The sequence below is a fragment of the Streptomyces roseirectus genome, from assembly GCF_014489635.1.
In the GTDB taxonomy this organism is placed as follows: domain Bacteria; phylum Actinomycetota; class Actinomycetes; order Streptomycetales; family Streptomycetaceae; genus Streptomyces; species Streptomyces roseirectus.
This window is the reverse complement of the sequence record NZ_CP060828.1, coordinates 7,088,333-7,108,248: the sequence shown is the minus strand read 5'-3', so window position 1 is coordinate 7,108,248 and position 19,916 is coordinate 7,088,333. Positions and strand designations below refer to the sequence as shown.

The 19,916-nt window shown below is 72.0% G+C and carries 18 protein-coding genes; 9 read left to right on the top strand and 9 right to left on the bottom strand.

The window, feature by feature from the left end; all coding sequences use genetic code 11:
• Positions 1-23: 23 nt before the first annotated feature.
• The 3 genes from IAG44_RS30510 to IAG44_RS30500 are packed head-to-tail and all read left to right on the top strand — an operon-like array spanning position 24 to position 2,538.
• Entirely contained in the window at positions 24-911 is an 888-nt protein-coding gene (locus IAG44_RS30510) for an ABC transporter substrate-binding protein (protein WP_187750290.1), read from the top strand.
• Positions 908-1,789 (top strand): amino acid ABC transporter permease, encoded by an 882-nt coding sequence (locus IAG44_RS30505; protein ID WP_187750289.1) that lies wholly within the window; start codon positions 908-910, stop codon positions 1,787-1,789. Before IAG44_RS30510 ends, IAG44_RS30505 begins: the two co-directional genes overlap by 4 nt.
• Positions 1,786-2,538, top strand: a complete 753-nt coding sequence (locus IAG44_RS30500) for an amino acid ABC transporter ATP-binding protein (protein ID WP_281404310.1) — start codon at positions 1,786-1,788, stop codon at positions 2,536-2,538. The genes IAG44_RS30505 and IAG44_RS30500 overlap by 4 nt, the downstream gene beginning before the upstream one ends.
• Positions 2,539-2,601: 63 nt before the next feature.
• On the opposite strand, the gene aroQ is transcribed toward IAG44_RS30500, so the two are convergent.
• The gene (gene aroQ / locus IAG44_RS30495; RefSeq protein WP_187750288.1) at positions 2,602-3,075 is read right to left on the bottom strand and encodes a type II 3-dehydroquinate dehydratase; all 474 of its coding nucleotides are present in this window, start codon (positions 3,073-3,075) and stop codon (positions 2,602-2,604) included.
• Positions 3,076-3,173: 98 nt separating this feature from the next.
• Between aroQ and IAG44_RS30490 the strand changes: the two genes are divergently transcribed.
• Positions 3,174-4,220 (top strand): S66 family peptidase, encoded by a 1,047-nt coding sequence (locus IAG44_RS30490; RefSeq protein ID WP_187750287.1) that lies wholly within the window; start codon positions 3,174-3,176, stop codon positions 4,218-4,220.
• A 61-nt stretch (positions 4,221-4,281) separates the two neighbouring features.
• Entirely contained in the window at positions 4,282-5,586 is a 1,305-nt protein-coding gene (locus IAG44_RS30485; RefSeq protein WP_425508480.1) for an MFS transporter, read from the top strand.
• A gap of 662 nt (positions 5,587-6,248) precedes the next feature.
• Here IAG44_RS30485 and IAG44_RS30480 read toward each other — a convergent pair.
• The 6 genes from IAG44_RS30480 to IAG44_RS30455 all read right to left on the bottom strand — a co-directional run bounded on the left by IAG44_RS30480 (position 6,249) and on the right by IAG44_RS30455 (position 14,445).
• Positions 6,249-7,349: a calcium:cation antiporter gene (locus tag IAG44_RS30480; protein ID WP_187750286.1), complete on the bottom strand. Its 1,101-nt coding sequence runs from the start codon at positions 7,347-7,349 to the stop codon at positions 6,249-6,251.
• Positions 7,350-7,475: 126 nt separating this feature from the next.
• Positions 7,476-8,456, bottom strand: coding sequence for a TerC family protein (locus tag IAG44_RS30475; RefSeq protein WP_187750285.1), 981 nt, complete (start codon positions 8,454-8,456; stop codon positions 7,476-7,478).
• Between the two features lie 229 nt (positions 8,457-8,685).
• A complete protein-coding gene (locus IAG44_RS30470; protein WP_187750284.1) occupies positions 8,686-10,593 on the bottom strand; it encodes a TerD family protein in 1,908 nt (635 codons plus the stop codon).
• Positions 10,594-10,642: 49 nt separating this feature from the next.
• A complete protein-coding gene (locus IAG44_RS30465; protein WP_187750283.1) occupies positions 10,643-11,221 on the bottom strand; it encodes a TerD family protein in 579 nt (192 codons plus the stop codon).
• A gap of 153 nt (positions 11,222-11,374) precedes the next feature.
• The gene (uvrB, locus tag IAG44_RS30460; protein WP_187750282.1) at positions 11,375-13,528 is read right to left on the bottom strand and encodes an excinuclease ABC subunit UvrB; all 2,154 of its coding nucleotides are present in this window, start codon (positions 13,526-13,528) and stop codon (positions 11,375-11,377) included.
• A gap of 56 nt (positions 13,529-13,584) precedes the next feature.
• A complete protein-coding gene (locus IAG44_RS30455; RefSeq protein WP_187750281.1) occupies positions 13,585-14,445 on the bottom strand; it encodes an MHYT domain-containing protein in 861 nt (286 codons plus the stop codon).
• Positions 14,446-14,721: 276 nt separating this feature from the next.
• Here IAG44_RS30455 and IAG44_RS30450 point away from each other — a divergent pair, with 276 nt between their 5' ends.
• Both IAG44_RS30450 and IAG44_RS30445 read left to right on the top strand, forming a co-directional pair.
• Positions 14,722-15,597 carry a glycerophosphodiester phosphodiesterase gene (locus IAG44_RS30450; protein ID WP_187750280.1) on the top strand — a complete coding sequence of 292 codons (876 nt, stop codon included), beginning with the start codon at positions 14,722-14,724 and terminating at the stop codon, positions 15,595-15,597.
• A gap of 40 nt (positions 15,598-15,637) precedes the next feature.
• Positions 15,638-16,192: a methylated-DNA--[protein]-cysteine S-methyltransferase gene (locus tag IAG44_RS30445; RefSeq protein ID WP_187750279.1), complete on the top strand. Its 555-nt coding sequence runs from the start codon at positions 15,638-15,640 to the stop codon at positions 16,190-16,192.
• A 3-nt stretch (positions 16,193-16,195) separates the two neighbouring features.
• Here the strand turns inward: IAG44_RS30445 and IAG44_RS30440 are convergent, their stop codons facing one another.
• Positions 16,196-16,624: a VOC family protein gene (locus IAG44_RS30440; protein WP_187750278.1), complete on the bottom strand. Its 429-nt coding sequence runs from the start codon at positions 16,622-16,624 to the stop codon at positions 16,196-16,198.
• Between the two features lie 103 nt (positions 16,625-16,727).
• Here IAG44_RS30440 and IAG44_RS30435 point away from each other — a divergent pair, with 103 nt between their 5' ends.
• Both IAG44_RS30435 and IAG44_RS30430 read left to right on the top strand, forming a co-directional pair.
• On the top strand, positions 16,728-17,636 hold the full coding sequence (locus IAG44_RS30435) for a pseudouridine-5'-phosphate glycosidase (protein WP_187750277.1): 909 nt from the start codon (positions 16,728-16,730) through the stop codon (positions 17,634-17,636).
• 468 nt (positions 17,637-18,104) lie between these two features.
• Positions 18,105-19,055 (top strand): carbohydrate kinase family protein, encoded by a 951-nt coding sequence (locus IAG44_RS30430; RefSeq protein WP_246562184.1) that lies wholly within the window; start codon positions 18,105-18,107, stop codon positions 19,053-19,055.
• 58 nt (positions 19,056-19,113) lie between these two features.
• Here the strand turns inward: IAG44_RS30430 and IAG44_RS30425 are convergent, their stop codons facing one another.
• Positions 19,114-19,908, bottom strand: coding sequence for a methyltransferase domain-containing protein (locus tag IAG44_RS30425; RefSeq protein WP_187750275.1), 795 nt, complete (start codon positions 19,906-19,908; stop codon positions 19,114-19,116).
• Positions 19,909-19,916 lie beyond the last annotated feature (8 nt).

Here is a 19,916-nt window from a genome sequence, read left to right as displayed (position 1 = left end):
GCTTTCGCTGTCACCCTCCCGCCATGCGCCTCGCCCTTCGTGTCCCGCGCCGTGCCGCCACGGCCACTGTCGTCGCCCTCCTCGCCACCGTCGTGGGCTGTGCCCCGCAGTCGGACGAGAAGGCCGCAGACACCCCCTCCGGCTCGTCGAGCGGCGCCGCGTGCGCCAAGGGCGCGCTGGCCACCGAGACCTCCGGCAAGCTGACCGTGGCCACCGACCAGCCCGCCTACGAGCCGTGGTTCAAGGACGACAAGCCGGCCAACGGCCAGGGCTTCGAGTCGGCCGTCGCGTACGCGGTCGCGCAGCGGCTCGGGTACGACAAGAGCGCCGTCGTCTGGCAGAGCGTGCCGTTCAACAAGGCGTTCGCGCCCGGTGAGAAGACCTTCGACTTCGACATCAACCAGGTTTCGATCAGCGACGAGCGCAAAAAGGCCGTCGACTTCTCGTCCGGCTACTACGACGTCCGCCAGGCGGTGATCGCGCTGAAGGGCACCAAGGCCGCGCAGGCGAAGAGCGTCGCCGACCTCAAGGGCCTCAAGCTGGGCGCCCAGGTCGGTACGACCAGCCTGGACTACATCGAGGACGTGGTGAAGCCGACCCAGGAGGCCGCCGCGTACGCCAAGAACGACCAGGCCAAGTCGGCGCTGCGGAACAAGCAGGTCGACGCGATCGTGGTCGACCTGCCGACCGCGTTCTACATCACCTCCGCCGAGGTCACGGACGCCGAGATCGTCGGCCAGTTCGAGAACCAGGGCGCCGCGCCCGAGCAGTTCGGCCTGGTCCTCGACAAGGGCAGCGCGCTCACGCCCTGTGTGAGCGCCGCCGTCGACGCCCTGCGCAAGGACGGCACGCTGGCGAAGCTGGAGCAGCAGTGGCTGTCCGACGCGGTCGACGCCCCGGTCCTCACGTGACGGTCACCAAGGCCGCGGAGGAACCGCTGGACGCGTACACCCCGTCGCAGCGGAGGCTGGAGCGTGAGCGCTACCGGCGCACGCGTGCGCGCAAGGCGACGGCGATCGCCGCGCTGTCGACGCTCGTCACCGCCGTCGTGCTCTACCTGGTCGTCGTCAACGCGCCCGGCTGGCAGCGCACCAAGGAGACGTTCTTCGACGGGCACTACGCGCGCGAGGCGCTGCCCAAGGTCCTCGAAGGGCTGTGGCTGAACCTGCGGCTGCTGCTGGTGTGCGGGGCGGCCGTCCTGGTGCTCGGCATGCTCATCGCCATCGCGCGCACGCTGCGCGGCCCGGTGTTCTTCCCGCTGCGCGTGCTCGCGGCGGCCTACACGGACTTCTTCCGGGGCCTGCCGCTGATCATCAACCTGATGATCGTCGTCCTGGGCGTGCCGGCGCTGCGCCTGCAGGGGGTGACGGTCGATCCGGTGCTGCTGGGCGGTACGGCGCTGACGCTGACGTACTCGGCGTACGTCGCGGAGGTGTTCCGCGCGGGCATCGAGTCCGTGCATCCCTCGCAGCGCGCGGCGGCCCGCTCGCTGGGGCTGACGAACCGGCAGGCGCTGCGCCACGTGGTGCTGCCGCAGGCGGTGCGCCGTCAGGTGCCGCCGCTGCTGAACGACCTGGTGTCGCTCCAGAAGGACACCGGTCTGGTCTCGATCGGCGGCGCGATCGACGCCGTGCGCGCGGCGGACATCATCGTCGGGCGGAGCCTGAACTACACGCCGTACATCGTCGCGGGGCTGCTGTTCGTGGCGCTGACGATCCCGATGACCCGGTTCACGGACTGGGTGACGGCGCGGATGGACCGGCAGCGGTCCCAGGGAGGTACGGCATGACCGGCGCGCCCGTGCTGCGGATGGAGTCGGTCCGCAAGACGTTCGGCGGCTCCGTCGTCCTCAGGGACGTCGATCTGGAGGTCGCCCCGCACACCGTGACCGCGCTGATCGGCGCGTCCGGGTCGGGCAAGTCGACGCTGCTGCGGTGCGCGAACCTGCTGGAGGACATCGACGACGGCGCGATCTGGCTGGACGGCGAGGAGATCACCGACCCACGGGCCGACCAGGACGCGGTGCGGCGCCGGATCGGCGTGGTCTTCCAGTCGTACAACCTGTTCCCGCACATGACGGTGCTGGAGAACATCACGCTCGCCCCGCGCCGCGTCCACGGCGTGCCCCGCGAGGAGGCCGAGAAGCGGGCCAGGGAGCTGCTGGAGCGCCTGGGGCTGGACGGGAAGGCATCCGCCTACCCCGACCGGCTCAGCGGCGGCCAGCAGCAGCGTGTGGCGATCGTGCGGGCCCTCGCGGTGCGGCCCCGGCTGCTGCTCCTCGACGAGATCACCGCCGCCCTCGACCCGGAGCTGGTCGGCGAGGTCCTGAACGTCGTCCGCGACCTGAAGGACGACGGGATGACGATGGTGCTGGCCACCCACGAGATGGGCTTCGCGCGCGAGGTCGCCGACCAGGTCTGCTTCCTGGACGGCGGCGTCGTCCTGGAGCGCGGCAGCGCCGAGCAGGTCTTCGGCGACCCGCAGGAGGAGCGCACGCGGCGCTTCCTGCGCCGGATCGTGGAGGCCGGGCGCCTCTAGAGGCTGGTGCAAGGGGCGTCGGACATGGCCGACGCCCCTTGCCCGAACCCCGGACTCACGCGCTCACGCGCGCGCTGTCCCCTCCCCCACCAGCGCCGCCACCCGCTCCACCCCGAACACGTACCCCTGCACCCCGCATCCGGCGATCACCCCGTCCGCGCGCAGGGACACGTACGAGTGGTGCCGGAACGCCTCCCGCTTGTGGATGTTGGAGATGTGGACCTCGATCACCGGCAGCCCGTCGCAGGTGTTGAGCGCGTCCAGGATCGCGACGGACGTGTGCGAGTAGGCGCCCGGGTTGATGACGATGCCGCAGTGGCCGAGCCGTGCCTCGTGGATCCAGTCGACCAGTTCGCCCTCGTGGTTGGACTGGCGGAAGTCGACCGTGCCGCCGTGCGCGCCCGCCGCCTTGACGCACATCGCCTCGACGTCCGCGAGCGTGTCGGCCCCGTAGATCTCCGGCTGGCGCTGACCGAGGAGGTTCAGGTTGGGGCCGTTGAGGATCATGATCGGGGCGTTGGCCAGGGTGCGGGGCACGGTTCCTCCGGTCCGTTCGGGGCGGCCCCGGAAGAGGCCGCTGCTCGCCCCCGGTTTATCACGGTGCGCCGTTCGGGTGAGGCCCGTAACGTGCGCCTATGGCAGCTCCCGTGTACCCGCCCAAGCCCTCCCCCGGCGACCGCGTCGCCGTCGTCTCTCCGGCCTCGGGGCTGCCCGGCCTGTTCCCGCGCCCCTTCGACCTCGGCCTCGCGCGCCTGCGCGAGGAGTTCGGCCTCGAACCGGTCGAGTACCCGTCGACCCGCACGATGAACGCCACCCCGCGGCAGCGCGCCGACGACCTGCACGCCGCCTTCGCCGACCCGGACGTCAAGGCGGTGTTCGCGTCCATCGGGGGCGACGACCAGATCACCGTCCTGCCCTTCCTGGACCGCGAGTTGATCCGCGCGCACGCGAAGCCGTTCTTCGGGTACAGCGACAACACCAACCTGCTGGCCTACCTCTACAACACCGGGATCGTCGGCTACCACGGCGGGAGCGTCATGGTGCAGCTCGGCCGCCCGGTCGCCATGGACGCGCGGACCGTGGACTCCCTGCGCGCGGCCCTGTTCACCCCGGGCCCCTACGAGCTGCGCCCCGTGGACCGCTGGAGCGACGTCGAGAGCGACTGGGCCGACCCGCGGACCTTCACGCGTGCGCCGGAGACCCGTCCCGGCACCGGCTGGAGCTGGCTGAACGCCGACCGTGTGGTGGAGGGCCGCAGCTGGGGCGGCTGCCTGGAGATCCTGGCCTGGCTCCTGATGGCCGACCGCGAGATCGCCGCCGACCCCTCGGTGTACGACGGCGGCGTGCTGTTCCTGGAGACCTCCGAGGGCCTGCCCAGCGCCACGGAGGTCTTCCAGGTCCTGCGCTGCATGGGCGAGCGCGGCCTCCTGAGGCGCTTTCCGGCGCTTTTGATGGGCCGGGCCAAGACCTGGTCCTTCGAGCGTCCCAACGGCCCTCAGGCGAGCGCACAGTACGCCGCCGACCAGCGCGCCGCCGTCGAGAGCGCGCTGAAGACGTACGCGCCGGACACGATGGCCGTCTTCGACGTCGACCTCGGGCACACCAACCCCCAGCTCGTCGTCCCGTACGGCGGTCTCGTGCGCGTCGACGGGCCCGCGCGGCGCATCGTCGTGACGTACTGACGCGCCCCCGGTGCCTCGCGCGCCCGCGTGACTCACCGTGGTCGCGGCAGGTTGACGAGGCATGCAGCCTGTACGCGCGGTGACACCACCGTCCATGCCCCGGCTCGCCGCCGCCTCGCTCGCCGGGACGGCCATCGAGTTCTACGACTTCTTCGCCTACGGGACGGCGGCGGCGCTGGTCCTCGGCCCGCTGTTCTTTCCGACGTTCTCCCCCCTCGCGGGCGCGCTGGCGGCCTTCGGGACGTTCGGGGTCGGGTTCGTCGCGCGCCCGCTGGGGTCGGTGCTGTTCGGGCACGTCGGCGACCGTTACGGACGGCGTCCCGTGCTGGTCGCGTCGCTGCTCCTGACGGGCGCCTCGACCGTCGCGGTCGGCTGCGTCCCGTCGTACGCGGCCATCGGGGTGGCCGCGCCGGTGCTGCTGCTCGTGCTGCGGTTCCTCCAGGGGCTCGGGCTCGGCGGGGAGTGGGGCGGGGCGGTGCTGCTGACGGCGGAGCACGCGCCGGCCGGGCGGCGCGCCCTGTGGGCGAGCTTCCCCCAGGTGGGGCCCGCCGTGGGGTTCGTGCTGGCCAACGGGGTGATGCTCGGGCTGTCCGCCGGGCTCTCCGAGGCGCAGTTCGCGTCCTGGGGGTGGCGGGTGCCGTTCTGGGCCGCCGGGGTCCTCGCGGTCGCGGGCCTGTGGCTGCGGTCGTCCCTCACGGAGAGCCCCCGGTTCCTCGAGATCGACGACCACGCGCGCGTGCCGCTCGTCGAGGTGTTCGTCCACCACCGGCGGCTCGTCCTGCTGACGGCCGGCGCGCTGGCCGCCGGGTACGCGGTCTTCTACGCGGTGACGACCTGGTCCCTCGCCTACGCGACGGAACGGCTCGGGGTGAGCCGCACGGTCATGCTGGTCTGCGTCATGGCCGCCGTCGTCGTGAAAGGCGCACTCGTGCCGCTCGCGGCGCACCTGGGCGACCGGTTCGGGCGTCGGCCCCTGTGCCTGGCCGGGTGCGCGTTGACGGCTCTGTGGATGTTCCCGACGGTCGCGCTCCTGGCGACCGGTGAGCCGCTGCTGATGTTCCTCGGCATCCTGGGCGCGCTCCTCGCCTTCGCGGCGACCTACGCCGTGATCGGCGCGTACCTCCCGGAACTCTACGAACCCCGCGTCCGTTGTACGGGTGCCGCCGTCGGCTACAACCTCGGCGGAGTCCTCGGCGGCGCCCTCACCCCCCTCGCCGCGACCGCCCTGGCCGAGGACTCCGGCCGAGTCCCCTGGGGCGTCGGCGCGTACCTGACAGCCGTGGCCCTCCTCAGCCTCACCTGCTTCGCCCTCCTACCGGAAACCCGCCCGGTCCCGACCGCCCGACCGGTCACGGCGGACGGGTAGCGACGGGCGAGGGCGGGGCCGGCCGCCGGCGACGGGCTGTGCACGGCCCAGGGGCACCGGTGGCTCCAGGCCGACGACAGCGGACGACGGACCGTCCGGGGACTGCGGTAGCGGCGGACGCGGGTGGCTGGGGCAACGCCCGACGAGGCAGCTCGGCCGAACCCGGCGCACGGCGCAAGCGCCCCGCCGGACAGCCGGTCCGACGCTCACCGGGCAGCACGGCGGCGGGCGACGCGCGCGGCCGGGCCGACGTCCACCACTTGACGGGGCAGCTCAGCAGGAGCCGACAGGGCGGCACCTGACACGAGCGCCCGCCGAACGGAACCCCCGGCCCGCCTCCCGCAGCACGCTCGTCGGAAGAAACACGGCCCCGCACGGCCGTCTCACCGGACAGCAGGCCGCCCCGCACCGGGCGGCACAGTGCCCGACAGAGCAGACCGACACAGACGTCCGCCACGCCGATCGACCACACCGCTCGGCCGGGGACGGCGCCTGGCGCGAGCGCCCGCCGGGCGGCACGCCTGGTCAGCGCGGCCACCCCCGCCCCACGGCCTCACAGCGCGCCCGCCAGAAGGGGGCACGCCCCGGTGTCCCCCGTCCCACCACCGGACAGCAGCCCACCCGGCCGCAACCACCCCGCACGCCCACCCGCACACGCGCCCCTACGGATTGACCGCCAGTTCCAAATACGCCGCGAACAACACCAGATGCACGCCCCCTTGCAACGGCGTGGCCCGCCCCGGTACGACCGTCAGCGACCCCACGACGACCGTCAGTGCGAGGAGCACCATGTGGGTCGAGCCGAGGCCCAGGACGAGGGGGCCGGAGAGCCAGACGGAGGCGAGGGCGACGGCGGGGATGGTCAGTCCGATGCTGGCCATGGCGGAGCCGAGCGCGAGGTTGAGGCTGGTCTGGACGCGGTCGCGGCGGGCGGCGCGCAGCGCGGCGATGGTCTCGGGCAGCAGGACCAGCAGGGCGATCACGACGCCGACAACGGCATGGTGCAGCCCGGCCGACTCGACGCCGGACTCGATCGTCGGCGAGACCCCTTTCGCGAGGCCCACCACTCCGATCAGCGCGAGTCCGAGCAGCCCGAGGCTGACGTACGCCGTCCGGACGCTCGGCAGATCGGCGTGGTCGTCGGCGTCGAGGACCGCGCCCTCGTGGGTGACCGGCAGGAAGTAGTCGCGGTGCCGCACGGTCTGGGTCGCCACGAACAACCCGTACAGCACGAGGGACGACAGCGCGGCGAAGGTGAGCTGGACCGTGGAGAACTCGGGTCCGGGCTTGCTGGTCGTGAACGTCGGCAGGACGAGGCTGAGCGTGGCCAGCGTCGCGACGGTCGCGAGGGCGGCGCCGGTGCCCTCGGGGTTGAAGACGGCCGTGCCGTGCCGCAGCGAGGCGACGAGCAGGCACAGGCCGAGGATGCCGTTGCAGGTGATCATCACGGCGGCGAAGACGGTGTCCCTGGCGAGCGTGGAGCTCTTGTCGCCGCCGTCCGCCATGAGCGTGACGATGAGGGCGACCTCGATGATCGTGACGGCGACGGCGAGGACCAGGGAGCCGAAGGGTTCGCCGACGCGGTGGGCGATGACCTCGGCGTGGTGGACGGCCGCGAGGACGGCTCCGGCGAGGACGAGGGTGACCAGGGCGACGACCGCGCCGGGGAGGTCACGGCCCCAGGTGAACACCAGGAGGACGACCGCGAGGACCGGCACGACCGTCGTCCACCGGGCGGTGAGTGCCCGAAGCCCAGTGATCATGCGGCGATCGTCGCAGACGGGGTGAGGAGTCGCATGTGGAGGTTCCCAGGGGTCGGTCTCGCGTGGACGTCCGCACATGAAGCGGTGCCCGGCGTCGTCGCCGGGCACCGTTCACCGCCGTGCGGGTCAGCTGGTGACGCTGTCCTTCTCGGCCGCTTCGGCCTCCGCCTTCTTCTTGGAGGCGCGCAGGCTCGTGACCGTCGTGACGACCAGGACGGAACAGATGACGCCGAGGGAGACCGGGATGCTGATCTCCGGGACGTGGACCCCCGACTCGTGCAGCGCGTGCAGGACCAGCTTGACGCCGATGAAGCCGAGGATGACGGAGAGGCCGTAGCTGAGGTGGACCAGCTTGCGCAGCAGGCCGCCGAGGAGGAAGTACAGCTGGCGCAGGCCCATGAGGGCGAACGCGTTGGCCGTGAAGACGATGTACGGGTCCTGGGTGAGCCCGAAGATCGCGGGGATCGAGTCGAGCGCGAACAGGACGTCCGTCGTGCCGATCGCGAGGATGACGACCAGCATCGGGGTCATGACCCGCTTGCCGTTCTCCTGGATCCACAGCTTGGTGCCGTGGTAGCGGTCGGCGACGCCGAAGCGCTTCTCGACGGCCTTGAGGAGCTTGTTCTCCTCCCAGTCCTCGTCCTCCTCGTCGGCGCGCGCGTCCTGGATGAGCTTCCAGGCCGTCCAGATGAGGAAGGCGCCGAAGATGTAGAAGACCCAGGAGAAGCTGGCGATGATGGCCGCTCCGGCGGCGATGAAGATCGCGCGCAGGACCAGGGCGATGAGGACGCCGATGAGCAGGACCCGCTGCTGGTACTGCGTCGGGACCGAGAACTTCGCCATGATCAGGATGAAGACGAAGAGGTTGTCGACACTGAGCGACTTCTCGGTGATGAACCCGGCGAAGAACTCACCGGCGGGTTCGCCGCCGCCGAATATCGCCAGGCCGAGGCCGAAGAGCCCGGCCAGGGCGATCCAGACGGCGGTCCAGATGCCCGCTTCCTTGATGGACACGTCGTGCGGTTTGCGGCCGATGAAGAAGTCGACCGCGATGAGGGCGCTCAGGCCCACGATCGTCAGGACCCACAGGGTCACGGAAACATCCACTGCGCCTCCGGCAGTACGTAACGGCAGATACTCAGCGTCGCGTCGCGCTGCCGGAGGTCTCTTCCACCCAAGGATGGGCCGACGCCCCGGGATCTGGCCTGATCCGTATTGACGGGTACGCCGCAGTTGTCAGGGAGTACTCCCCTCCGTACGGAAAACAGTACCCCAATCACCAAGGAACGGTAAAGCGATTGGCAAAAGAAAGATCAAAATAGCTGGTCAGGGCCCTTTACTCGGACTTGGTGCGAGCCTCCGCGACCCGCTCAAGCACCTGCTGGAGCACCCCACTGCCCGGCGGCACGAGCGCCGGTTCGTACGTCCACGCGTGCCCCACCCACGGGTCGGCGAGGTGGTCGTCCGCGACCGGCGTCAGCCGCAGCAGGGAGCGCCACAGCGGGTCGAGGAGCGGGCCGTACGCGGTCGCGTCCTCCCGGTCGGCGACCATCAGCAGGTGCACGCCGACGCTCGGGCCCTCGTCGGCGAGGTAGCGCAGCTGGGTCACCGCGCGGTCGTCGAAGCCGTGCGGGAAGTCGTTGACGACGAGCAGCTGGTGCGCGGGGTCGAAGCCGGGCGGCAGCGCGTCCGGCGCGCCCCCGCGCACGGCCATCTGGACGAGGTCGACGCGCTGCGTGAGCCGCCCCAGGACGTCCGCAACCCCGGCCGCGCCGACGGCCGGCGGACCGGCGAGCACGCCCGCCGCCACCAGCGGGGCCAGCGACCCGGCCGCCGCGCCCGCGGCGTCGACGACGTGCACCGTGAACGCGCCCGCCGGGTGGACCGCGAGCAGCCGGGCCGCGTGCGCGACGGCCGTGTCCATGGCGAGACGGCGCAGTTCGTGCGCGTCGGCGAAGGTGCCCTCCGACAGGCCGCCCGCCCCGCTGTCGATCCACAGGCCACGCTCCAGCGGCAGCCTGACCAGCATCGGGATGCGCAGCCGGTCGCTCTCCGGCAGCCGTACATCGCCCAGGCGCACGGCCATCGGCGGTTCCTCGGGCACCCGGTAGGCGTGCCAGACCGGGTTGTCCCAGCCCGCGTACGCCGCCGGGAGCGCGGGTTCCACGACGTCGGACTCGGCGGCGAGCTGTGCCAGGTCCCGGTCGAGCGCTTCGCGCGCCTGGTCGACCAACTGCGTGTGCTTCGCGCGCGCCGCCTCCCGCGCGCGGTCGGCCTGTCCGCTGATCCTCGTGCGCGGGTCCGCGAGCGCCTGGTCGAGTTCGCGCTCCATGCGCGTGTCCGCGAAGTCCACGGCGCTCCGGTACGCGGCCGTCGTCCGCGCCAGGTCCTCGAACATGCCCCACACCTGGTTGTAGAGCCGTTCCTCCATCGACCACCCGGTCGCGTCCCCGGCGACGGGCCGCGCGGGCTGCCCCGGCGCGGCCGGGGGCGCGGTCGGAGGGGGCGGCGGAGGGGTCGTCCGGCGGCGGGGGTGGGTGTAGTCGACGGGGCCGCCCTGGCCGTCGTACACGGGCGCCTGGCCCGCGTACGGGCCCGGCGCGCCCGCGGGCGGGTACGGGTCCGACGGGCGCTGTCCCGTGGGGGCCGCGCCGGGGGGCTGGGCGTCGTACGGGCTGGTCGGGGCCGGGACCGGTGGGGCGAGGGTGCGGGCGGCGGCCTCGTGGACGGTCGCCGCGATCTGCCGGGCCTGGGGCAGGCCCTGGTCGGCGAGGAGTTCGGCGAGGCCGCCCGCGTAGCCCTGGCCGACCGCGCGGACCTTCCAGGCGCCCTGACGGCGGTACAGCTCCAGGGCGACGACGGCGGACTCGGCGTCGAGGCCGGTGAGGGTGAACGACGCGAGATCGGTGCCGTCGGCGCCCGCGACCGCGACGAAGGGGGCCGCCGAGCCGCCGAAGCGCCCGGCACCGGCCGGCAGGGCGAGCAGGACGTGCACGCGGTGCGCGCGCTCCGGGACGGCGTCCAGGTCGACGGCGACGCGGTGCTCGGGGGCGGCCTGGCGGGGGGCCTCGACGCCGGGCAGGGCGGGGGCGCCGGGGTGGGCGACCCACTCGGGGCCGGGTACGTGCCCCTGGTCGTCGCCCAGCGTGATCCCGGCCACGACCGGCGTCGCGGCCGAGATCCTGATCACCAGGCGGACCTGGGAGAGCGGGTGGTTCTGCCCCCGCGTCAGCTCGGCCGTCATCGCCTGTCGTCCCCCTGTGTCGTGCTGTGTGGTTGTGGTGCCGCGGCCCTCAGAGGACCGGCTGGATCGCGGGCATCAGGTCCTGGAAGGTGCGCCCGTTGGCCGGGGTGCCGATGGCCGTCATCGACCAGCCCTGGCCCACGCGGTGCACCTTCGCCATGATCTGCGCCGTGTAGTTGCCGCCGCCCGCGAGGGTGTAGCGCGCCAGTTCCTGGCCGTTGCTCTCGTCGACCAGGCGGCAGAACGCGTTCTGCACCTCCTGGAACGTCTGGCCCGTGAACGAGTTGACGGTGAAGACGATCTGGTCGATGTGGACCGGCACGCGCGAGAGGTCGACGAGGATCGCCTCGTCGTCCCCGCCCTGGCCGACGCCGCCGACCAGGTTGTCGCCGGTGTGGCGCACGGAGCCGTCGTCGCTCACCAGGTGGCGGAAGAAGACGACGTCGACGGGCTGCTTGTCCGCGAACAGGACGGCGGAGGCGTCGAGGTCGATCTCTCGGGTACGGGAACCGAACAGGCCGCGCCGGGGGGCCGCCTGCCAGCCGAGACCCATCCGCACCGCGCTCAGGCTGCCTCCGTCGTTCTTCTGAAGACTGATGGCCTGACCCTTGGTCATGTTGACGGTCACGAACCGATTCCCCTCTCGACTTCCCCTGTTCCCGCGGGCTCCGCGGATGCCCAGAACCCTACGCAAGGGCACTGACAGTGCCGTACCCGGGAACGCGTTTTGTGTCGGTCCTGCAACACAGCGCGTACGGCGCGGCGCTCCCTGGTACGCGCGTCAGGCCAGGCCCGCCTCCTTCATCTGGCGCAGTTCCTTCTTCATCTCGGAGACCTCGTCGCGGATGCGGGCGGCGACCTCGAACTGGAGGTCGGCCGCGGCGGCGCGCATCCGCTCGGTCATCGCCTCGATCTGCTCGGCGAGGTCGGCGGCGGGCGTGTCCGTGGGGACGTCCGCTGCGGCCTTGCCGGCCTTCCCCTTGGCCTTGGTCGCCTTGGCGCCCTTGAGCGTCTTGTCGCCGAGGGAGGGCACTGGGGCCTTGGTGCCGCGGCCGTCCTTCTTCGCACGGTAGCCGCTGCCGAGGAGCTGTTCGGTGTCGACCTCCTCGCGGGCGATCTGGGCGACGATGTCGTTGATCTTCTTGCGCAGCGGCTGCGGGTCGATGCCGTTGGCCGTGTTGTAGGCGACCTGGCGCTCGCGGCGCCGGTTGGTCTCGTCGATGGCGCGTTCCATCGCCGGGGTGATCTTGTCGGCGTACATGTGGACCTGGCCGGAGACGTTGCGCGCGGCGCGGCCGATGGTCTGGATCAGGGACGTCCCGGAGCGCAGGAAGCCCTCCTTGTCGGCGTCCAGGATGGCCACCAGGGAGACCTCGGGCAGGTCGAGGCCCTCGCGCAGGAGGTTGATGCCGACCAGGACGTCGAACTCGCCGGAGCGCAGTTCGCGCAGCAGCTCGATCCGGCGCAGGGTGTCGACGTCGCTGTGCAGGTAGCGGACCTGGATGCCGAGTTCCAGGAAGTAGTCCGTGAGGTCCTCGGCCATCTTCTTGGTGAGGGTGGTGACCAGGACGCGTTCGTCCTTCTCGACCCTGGTGCGGATCTCGTGCACCAGGTCGTCGATCTGGCCCTCGGTGGGCTTGACGACGACCTCCGGGTCGATGAGGCCGGTGGGGCGGATGATCTGCTCGACGACGCCGTCCGCGCGCGAGAGCTCGTACTTGCCGGGGGTGGCCGACAGGTAGACCGTCTGCCCGATGCGCTCCTGGAACTCCTCCCACTTCAGGGGGCGGTTGTCGAGCGCCGAGGGGAGGCGGAAGCCGTGGTCGACGAGGGTGCGCTTGCGGGAGGCGTCGCCCTCGTACATCGCGCCGATCTGCGGGACCGTGTTGTGCGACTCGTCGATGACGAGCAGGAAGTCGTCCGGGAAGTAGTCCAGGAGGGTGTTGGGCGGGGAGCCGGGCTCGCGGCCGTCGAAGTGCATCGAGTAGTTCTCGACGCCGGAGCAGGAGCCGATCTGGCGCAGCATCTCCAGGTCGTACGTCGTACGCATGCGCAGGCGCTGGGCCTCCAGGAGCTTGCCCTGCTTCTCCAGTTCGGCCAGGCGCTCGCCGAGTTCCTTCTCGATGTCGTTGGCGGCGCGCTCCAGGCGCTCGGGGCCCGCGACGTAGTGGGAGGCCGGGAAGACGTAGAGCTGCTGGTCGTCGCTGATGATCTCGCCGGTGAGCGGGTGCAGCGTGGACAGGGCCTCGATCTCGTCGCCGAACATCTCGATGCGGACGGCCAGTTCCTCGTAGACCGGGAAGATCTCGATGGTGTCGCCGCGTACCCGGAACGTGCCGCGCGTGAACGCGAGGTCGTTGCGCGTGTACTGGATGTCGACGAAGCGGCGCAGCAGTTCGTCGCGGTCGATCTCCTCGCCGACCTTCAGGGGGACCATGCGGTCCACGTACTCCTGGGGGGTGCCGAGGCCGTAGATGCAGGAGACGGAGGCGACCACGACGACGTCCCTGCGCGTGAGCAGCGAGTTCGTCGCGGAGTGGCGCAGGCGCTCCACCTCCTCGTTGATCGAGGAGTCCTTCTCGATGTAGGTGTCCGACTGCGGGACGTACGCCTCGGGCTGGTAGTAGTCGTAGTACGAGACGAAGTATTCGACCGCGTTGTTCGGCAGCAGCTCGCGGAACTCGTTCGCCAACTGGGCGGCCAGGGTCTTGTTGGGCGCCATCACCAGCGTGGGGCGCTGAAGCTTCTCGATCATCCACGCGGTGGTGGCGGACTTGCCGGTGCCGGTCGCGCCGAGGAGGACGACGTCCTTCTCACCGGCCTCGACGCGTCGGGCCAGCTCGGCGATGGCCGCCGGCTGGTCACCGCTGGGCTGGTAGGGGCTGACGACCTCGAAGGGCGCCACCGTACGTTCGATGCTGGAAACGGGCCGCATGCCATCCACCGTACGACCCCCCACTGACAACGGGGTCCCATCAGGGGTTTTACGTGTCAGTGGCGCTGCGGGGCGCGCACGTCCCGGCGGGCGGCGCGGCGGGCGCGGGCGCTGGGGCGGCGGCCGGTGTGGTGGCCGGCCGGGTGCGCGGGGACGCCGGGCTTGTGCTCGACGGGCGGCACGGCGGGCCTGCCCATGACCATCAGGGGGTCGAACACGACGACGACGGCCGCGAGCGCCAAGAACGCGAGGGGGCCGATCAGCATGGGCGCGAGGAGGGAGGCCGGCGAGTCGCCCGAGGTGGTGTCGCCGGGGTGCAGGTGGACGCTGAGGGCGGCCATGCCGGTGTAGTGCATGCCGGTGACGGCGAGGCCCATCACGAGGCTCGCGCCGACGCTCCACAGGAAGCCCCTGACCTGTCCGGCGGCCCACAGGGCGGCCGTCGCGGCTCCCATGGCGATCGCGACGGACGCGGCGACGGTGAGCGTGTTGTACTCCAGCCTGCCGTTGAGGCGCATGCCCGCCATGCCCAGGTAGTGCATGGAGGCGATGCCCAGACCGGTGATCGTCCCGCCGGTGAACAGCGCCGTCCCGGAGGCGCCCTTGTAGCCGACGATGAAGATCCCGATGCCGACCATGAGGATCGCGACGCCCAGGCTCGCGTACGTGAGGGGCTTGTCGAACTGGATGGGCGCGCCGTGGACGGTGAAGCCCATCATGGCGACGAAGTGCATGGTCCAGATGCCGGAGCCGATGGCAGCCGCGCCGAGGGCGAGCCAGCCCGGTCTCCAGGAGTGCGAGACGAGCAGGGCTCTGGTCGTGCAGCGCAGGCCGAGGGCGCCACCGAGGCAGGCCATGAAGTAGGCCACCAGCGGGGTGACGAGACCGTAGCTGAATCCGTCGACCGTGCCGTGCATGCGCGGTTGCCCTTCCGCCCCGTTGATCGTTTTCCCTGGAATGCGCCCCTTCCCAGGACCGCACGAGCGGTCAGGGTTGACGCAGAGAGTATGACCCCCACCGGAATGGTCGAACGATTTTCCGGCAAAGAAACACGCCCTTGCCCCACTTGTGCGCCTGGGGTGAGCGCGTGTGGCTGTCTCCATTCATTCTGTGGCCATCCGAAGCCTCCTTCGACGCCGCCCCCGTGATGTCACAGTGGATCCTTACGTGATCACAGGAAGCGAGGAGCAGCCATGCACGCGCGCGTAGCCGCCGTTACGACCGGTGCCCTTCTGGGGGCCGCCGCGACGTTCCTGATGCCGGTCTCCGAGGCGCGCGCGGAGGCCCGTCCTTCGCCCGCCGTGGTGGCCCACCGGGGCGCCTCCGCGTACGCCCCGGAGAACACGCTGGCCGCCGTCGACAAAGCGGCCGAAATGGAGGTCGCCTGGGTCGAGAACGACGTCCAGCGTACAAAGGACGGCGAACTCGTGGTGATCCACGACAGCACGCTCGCGCGTACCACGAATGCCGCCGAGATCTTTCCCGGCCGTTCTCCGTGGAAAGTGCAGGACTTCACGGCGGCGGAGATCGCGCGGCTCGACGCGGGGAGTTGGTTCGGACCCGGGTACGCGGGCGCGCGCGTGCCGACGTTGAAGCAGTTCGTGAACCGCGTCGAACACCACCGGCAGAAACTCCTCCTGGAGATCAAGAATCCCCAGCTCTATCCCGGTATCGAGCAGCAGATCGTCAAGGTGCTCGGCAACGAGGGCTGGCTCGACGCGCACCACCTCACCAGCAAGCTGATCGTGCAGAGTTTCAGCGCCGACAGCATCCGTACGGTGCACAGTCTGAAACCGGCCGTGCGGACCGGTTTCCTCGGTACCCCGGCGGTCGCCGACCTGCCGTCGTACGCGCGGTTCGCCGATCTGATCAACCCGTCGCACACCACCGTGACGGACGCGTACGTGTCCGCCGTGCACGAGGTGCGCGGGCCGCACGGCAGGCGCCTGCAGACGTACGTGTGGACCGTCGACGACGCCGTGACCGCGCGGAGGATGGCCGGGTACGGGGTCGACGGGATCATCACCAACAAGCCGGACGTGGTGCGGGACGCGCTGCCCTGGGGCTGACGCCGGGGACGTTGTCGGTGGCGGGTCGTACGGTGGGGGCATGAGCGCAGACGGGGAGTTCGGGCAGCGGGTCGTGTGGGCCGTCGTGGACAGCGCGATCGGGCCGCTGCTGCTGGCGGCGACCGGGGCGGGGCTGGTCAACGTCGTGTTCCACGCGACGGACGGGGTGCGGGAGCGGGCCCTGGACCGGCTCGCGGAGCGGCTGGGGTCGACCCCGGTCGAGGACCCCGGCTCGCCGTGGCTGGCCGAGGCGGTGCGCCAGGTCGAGGAGTACTTCGCCGGCCGCAGGCAAGACTTCGCGCTGCCGCTGGACTGGTCGCTGATCTCCGGCTTCAACCGGCGTGTGCTGCGCGAGCTGGCGGCCGGGGTGCCCTTCGGGTCGGTCGTCGGGTACGGCGACCTGGCGCGGCGCGTGGGGCAGCCGGAGGCCGCCCAGGCGGTCGGGGCCGCGATGGGCGCCAACCCGCTGCCGGTGGTGGTGCCCTGCCACCGGGTCGTGGAGCGCGACGGGGGCATCGGCGGGTTCGGCGGCGGGCTGGAGACCAAGCGGCGGCTGCTGGCGCTGGAGGGGGTGCTGCCCGAGCCGCTGTTCTGACGGTCAATCGTAGTGCCTGGCCTCCAGGACGTTCCCGTCGGGGTCGCGGAAGTAGAAGCTGCGGGGCGCCTTCCCGCGGGCCCCGAAGGAACCGTGGGCGACCTCGGAGACGGGGACGTCGAGGTCTTCCAGACGGGCGCGCAACGCGTCGTAGGCGGCTTCCGGCAGGGCGAGGCAGACGTGGTTGGCGGGGTGGCCGGCGCTCGCGGCGGAGTCGGGGAGCATGCGCATCCGCGGCGCCAGGGTGAGGGGCATCAGGTCCAGGAGGGTTTCGTCGTTGACCCGTACGGAGGGGAACGGGACCTCGCCGGCGGTGAACTCGGGGAGCCGTACGGGTTCCAGGCCGACCGCCCGCGCGTAGAAGCCCGCGGCGGCGACGGGGTCCTGCACCCAGAGGACGACGTGGTCGAGACGTGCGGAGTTGTCGGTCATGCACCCCAGGCTCGTGGTGTCTCCCACAGGCCGCAAGGGTTTGACCGGCCGGAGTGACCGCCAGAGATGAGACAAGAGTGACCGACCGACGGGAGGCGGGCCCATGGTGCTGGTGGTGTCGGAAGAGGTACGGGACGCGCTCGCGGCACGGCGTCCGGTCGTGGCCCTGGAGTCGACGATCATCGCGCACGGGCTGCCCCGGCCGCGCAACCTCCAGGTGGCCCGCGAGCTGGAGGCCGTCGTCCGCGCGGAGGGCGCCGTACCGGCGACCGTCGCGGTCCTCGACGGGCGGCCCCGGGTGGGCCTCGGCAAGGACGAGCTGGAGCGGATCGCGAACGAGGACGGCATCCGCAAGCTGGGCGACCGCGACCTGCCGCTCGCGGTGGCCACCGGGGCGAGCGGGGCGACGACCGTCTCGGCGACCGCGCGGCTCGCCGCGCTGGCCGGGGTGCGGGTGTTCGCGACCGGAGGGCTCGGCGGGGTGCACCGCGAGTGGACACTCACGCAGGACGAGTCCGCCGACCTCGGGCTCCTCGCGCGCACGCGCATCACGGTCGTCTGCGCGGGCGTCAAGTCCATCCTCGACGTCCCCGCGACGCTCCAGCGCCTGGAGACGCTGGGCGTGGCCGTCGCCGGGTACGGCACCGACCGCTTCCCCGGCTTCTACCTCTCCGACTCCGGGTACCCGGTGGAGTGGACGCTGCGGACGCCCGGCGAGGTCGCCGCGGTGATGCGGGCCCAGGACGATCTGGACGCGCCCGGGTCCGCCCTCGTCGTCGCCAACCCCGTGCCGCCGGAACAGCAGCTGGATCCCGGGCTGCACGCGCGCGTGCTCGCCGACGCGCTCCACGCGTGCGAGGCCGAGCAGGTCACCGGGCAGGCCGTCACGCCGTTCCTGCTGGACTATCTCGTCCGGCATACGGATGGGGCGTCCTTGGAGGCGAACTTGGCGGCGGTGCGCGGGAATGTGCGGCTGGCGGGGCGTATCGCGGCGGCCTGGGTGGAGGGTTGAGGGGACTGCGGGGGCTGAGGGGGGAAGGGGCGTGTGGGGGCGTGGAGTTGAGGCTGGGTCCTGGGCTGGCCGAGGTCGGCTGGGAGGCTTCGGCGGCGGTGGAGCGGGGTGGTGGAGCGCCAGGGGTGGGTCGCCGGGGGCGGCACGGGTACGCGGGCGGCGAGGGTTGCGGAGAGGTGCCCGCCGGTCGTGCAGGGCTCGGGCGCGGTCCCGCGCGCGGGAGGGGCGGTCGGGTGCGGGCGGCCTCCTGGAGAGGGCCGGAGCGGTGACGGCGCGCGTGGGAGGGGGTGCCATGCGGCGTGCGGCTGGGCGGTCGGGAGTGGCGTGGTGAGCGGCGGGCGCGCGCGAGGTGGGGGCGGGGAGCCGAACGCGTCCACGGGTGCCGGTGAGGTGGGTGGCCTTGACGTCGTCCGGGGCGAGGGGCGGGCTGCCGTCGGGCGGGCGCGTGGCCATGAGGGTGCGGAGGGTGTGCCGGAGGGGCGCGGTGGGTTGCTGGTCGTCGGGGACGTCGTGACCGATGTGGTCGCGCGGTACCGAGGGCCGTTGGCCGTGGGGACCGACACGGCGGCTGTCGTGCGGCGGATGCCGGGTGGCGCGGGGGCCAATGTGGCGTGCTGGGCCGCTCACTGGGGGTGTGGGGACGTGCGGATGCTGGGGCGGGTGGGGGTGGCGGAGGCGGCGTGGCACGAACGGGAGTTGGCGCGGTGCGGGGTGCGGCCTCAGCTGGTCGTCGACCCGCAGGCGCCGACGGGGACGGTGATCTGTCTGGTCGACTCGGGGGCGGCGGCCGAGCGGACGTTCCTGACGGACAGCGGGGCGGCCTTGCGGCTGGAGGCGGGCGACTGGTCGGAGGGGCTGCTCGACGGTGTCGGACGGCTGCACCTGTCGGGGTATCTGCTGTTCGCCGCCACGGGGCGGGAGGTGTTCCGCGCCGCTGTCGCGTCCGCACGCGCGCGTGGAGTGCCGGTGAGCCTCGATCCCGCGTCGGCCGGTTTCCTCGCGGAGCTGGGCACGCGGCGGTTCCTGGAACTCGTCGCCGGCGTCGACGTCCTGCTTCCCAGCCGTGACGAGGCGTGTCTGCTCACGGGTCGCGCGGACACGGCCGAGGCGGCGGTCGAACTCAGCCGCCGTATCCCCGTCGTGATCGCCAAGGACGGTCCCCAGGGTGCTCTGGTGGCCCGCGAAGGCACCCTTCTCGCGCGCGTGCCCGCCGTCCCCGCGCGCCTCCACGACACCACCGGCGCGGGCGACGCCTTCACCGGCGCCTTCCTGGCGACCCTGTTGACCGGCGCCACCCCGGAGGCCGCGGCGACAGAGGGCTGCCGGGCCGGGGCACGCGCGGTGGAGGAGGTGGGGGCTCGGCCGCCGGTGAAGGGGTCCGGCGGGTCTGACGTCAAGGGTCGGACGACGGTTCTGTGAACTCTGTGAACCGAACGCCCTCTGAGAACCGATCACCTGTCAGAGCGTCGCCCGGCACCTACGCCTTCCGTCCCCAGGCCGAGATCATCGGCGCCGTGGCCAGGTCCATCCCTCCGGTGGCCACGTTGGCGAGGTGCCGGTCGATGTCCTCGTCCGTGGCGAGGCCCGCGGCGACGAGGTCGGCGCGCAGGTGGCGGACGGTCGCCGACTCCAGGGCGGCGCAGGCGGGCGAGGTGACGGGGAAGTACGCGTCGGCCTCGACGCGGTGCAGTCCGGCGTCGCGCAGGAGGCGGGGCAGGCGGCGCCCGTAGGCGAGGTCGGCGCCGCGTTCGGCGAGGAGGGTGCGGAAGGCGTGGCGCAGCCGGTTGGCCAGGTGCTGGGCGGGCCCGTGCTCGTCGGGGCAGATCAGGGGCTGGAGCGCGGGATCGGCGTCCTCGATCAGGAGGCGGCCCCCGGGGCGCAGCGCCTTGATCATGGAGCGCAACGCCCGCTCACGGTCGGGGACATGGACGAGGACGAGCCTGGCGTGAACCAGGTCGAACCCCTCCCCCGGCGGCTGTTCGGCGCCGACGTCGTGGACGCGGACCTCGATGGGCGGGCGCGCGGCGGCGGCGAGGTGGGTGGTGTCGATGTCGGTGGCGAGGACCCGTCCGGTCGGCCCGACCTTCTTGGCGAGCCAGGAGGCGACGGAGGTGCCGCCCGCGCCGACCTCCCAGCACCGCCAGCCGGGTCCGACGCCGAGCGCTTCGAGGTGGCGGAAGGTGGTGGGGTCGAAGAGCGTGGCGAAGGCGTCGAAGCGTTCTCCGGCCTCGGCTCGCCGGTTGTCGAGAAGATACCCGTCGGTTCGCGTCATGATCGGAT

What these genes read in the sequence shown, in the direction of transcription:
- IAG44_RS30510 (WP_187750290.1), top strand. Translation starts at nt 24, where the DNA reads ATGCGCCTCGCCCTTCGTGTCCCGCGCCGTGCCGCCACGGCCACTGTC.
- IAG44_RS30500 (WP_281404310.1), top strand. Translation starts at nt 1,786, where the DNA reads ATGACCGGCGCGCCCGTGCTGCGGATGGAGTCGGTCCGCAAGACGTTC.
- IAG44_RS30490 (WP_187750287.1), top strand. Translation starts at nt 3,174, where the DNA reads ATGGCAGCTCCCGTGTACCCGCCCAAGCCCTCCCCCGGCGACCGCGTC.
- IAG44_RS30485 (WP_425508480.1), top strand. Translation starts at nt 4,282, where the DNA reads ATGCAGCCTGTACGCGCGGTGACACCACCGTCCATGCCCCGGCTCGCC.
- IAG44_RS30480 (WP_187750286.1), bottom strand. Translation starts at nt 7,349, where the DNA reads ATGATCACTGGGCTTCGGGCACTCACCGCCCGGTGGACGACGGTCGTG.
- IAG44_RS30470 (WP_187750284.1), bottom strand. Translation starts at nt 10,593, where the DNA reads ATGACGGCCGAGCTGACGCGGGGGCAGAACCACCCGCTCTCCCAGGTC.
- uvrB (WP_187750282.1), bottom strand. Translation starts at nt 13,528, where the DNA reads ATGCGGCCCGTTTCCAGCATCGAACGTACGGTGGCGCCCTTCGAGGTC.
- IAG44_RS30455 (WP_187750281.1), bottom strand. Translation starts at nt 14,445, where the DNA reads ATGCACGGCACGGTCGACGGATTCAGCTACGGTCTCGTCACCCCGCTG.
- IAG44_RS30450 (WP_187750280.1), top strand. Translation starts at nt 14,722, where the DNA reads ATGCACGCGCGCGTAGCCGCCGTTACGACCGGTGCCCTTCTGGGGGCC.
- IAG44_RS30445 (WP_187750279.1), top strand. Translation starts at nt 15,638, where the DNA reads ATGAGCGCAGACGGGGAGTTCGGGCAGCGGGTCGTGTGGGCCGTCGTG.
- IAG44_RS30440 (WP_187750278.1), bottom strand. Translation starts at nt 16,624, where the DNA reads ATGACCGACAACTCCGCACGTCTCGACCACGTCGTCCTCTGGGTGCAG.
- IAG44_RS30435 (WP_187750277.1), top strand. Translation starts at nt 16,728, where the DNA reads ATGGTGCTGGTGGTGTCGGAAGAGGTACGGGACGCGCTCGCGGCACGG.
- IAG44_RS30425 (WP_187750275.1), bottom strand. Translation starts at nt 19,908, where the DNA reads ATGACGCGAACCGACGGGTATCTTCTCGACAACCGGCGAGCCGAGGCC.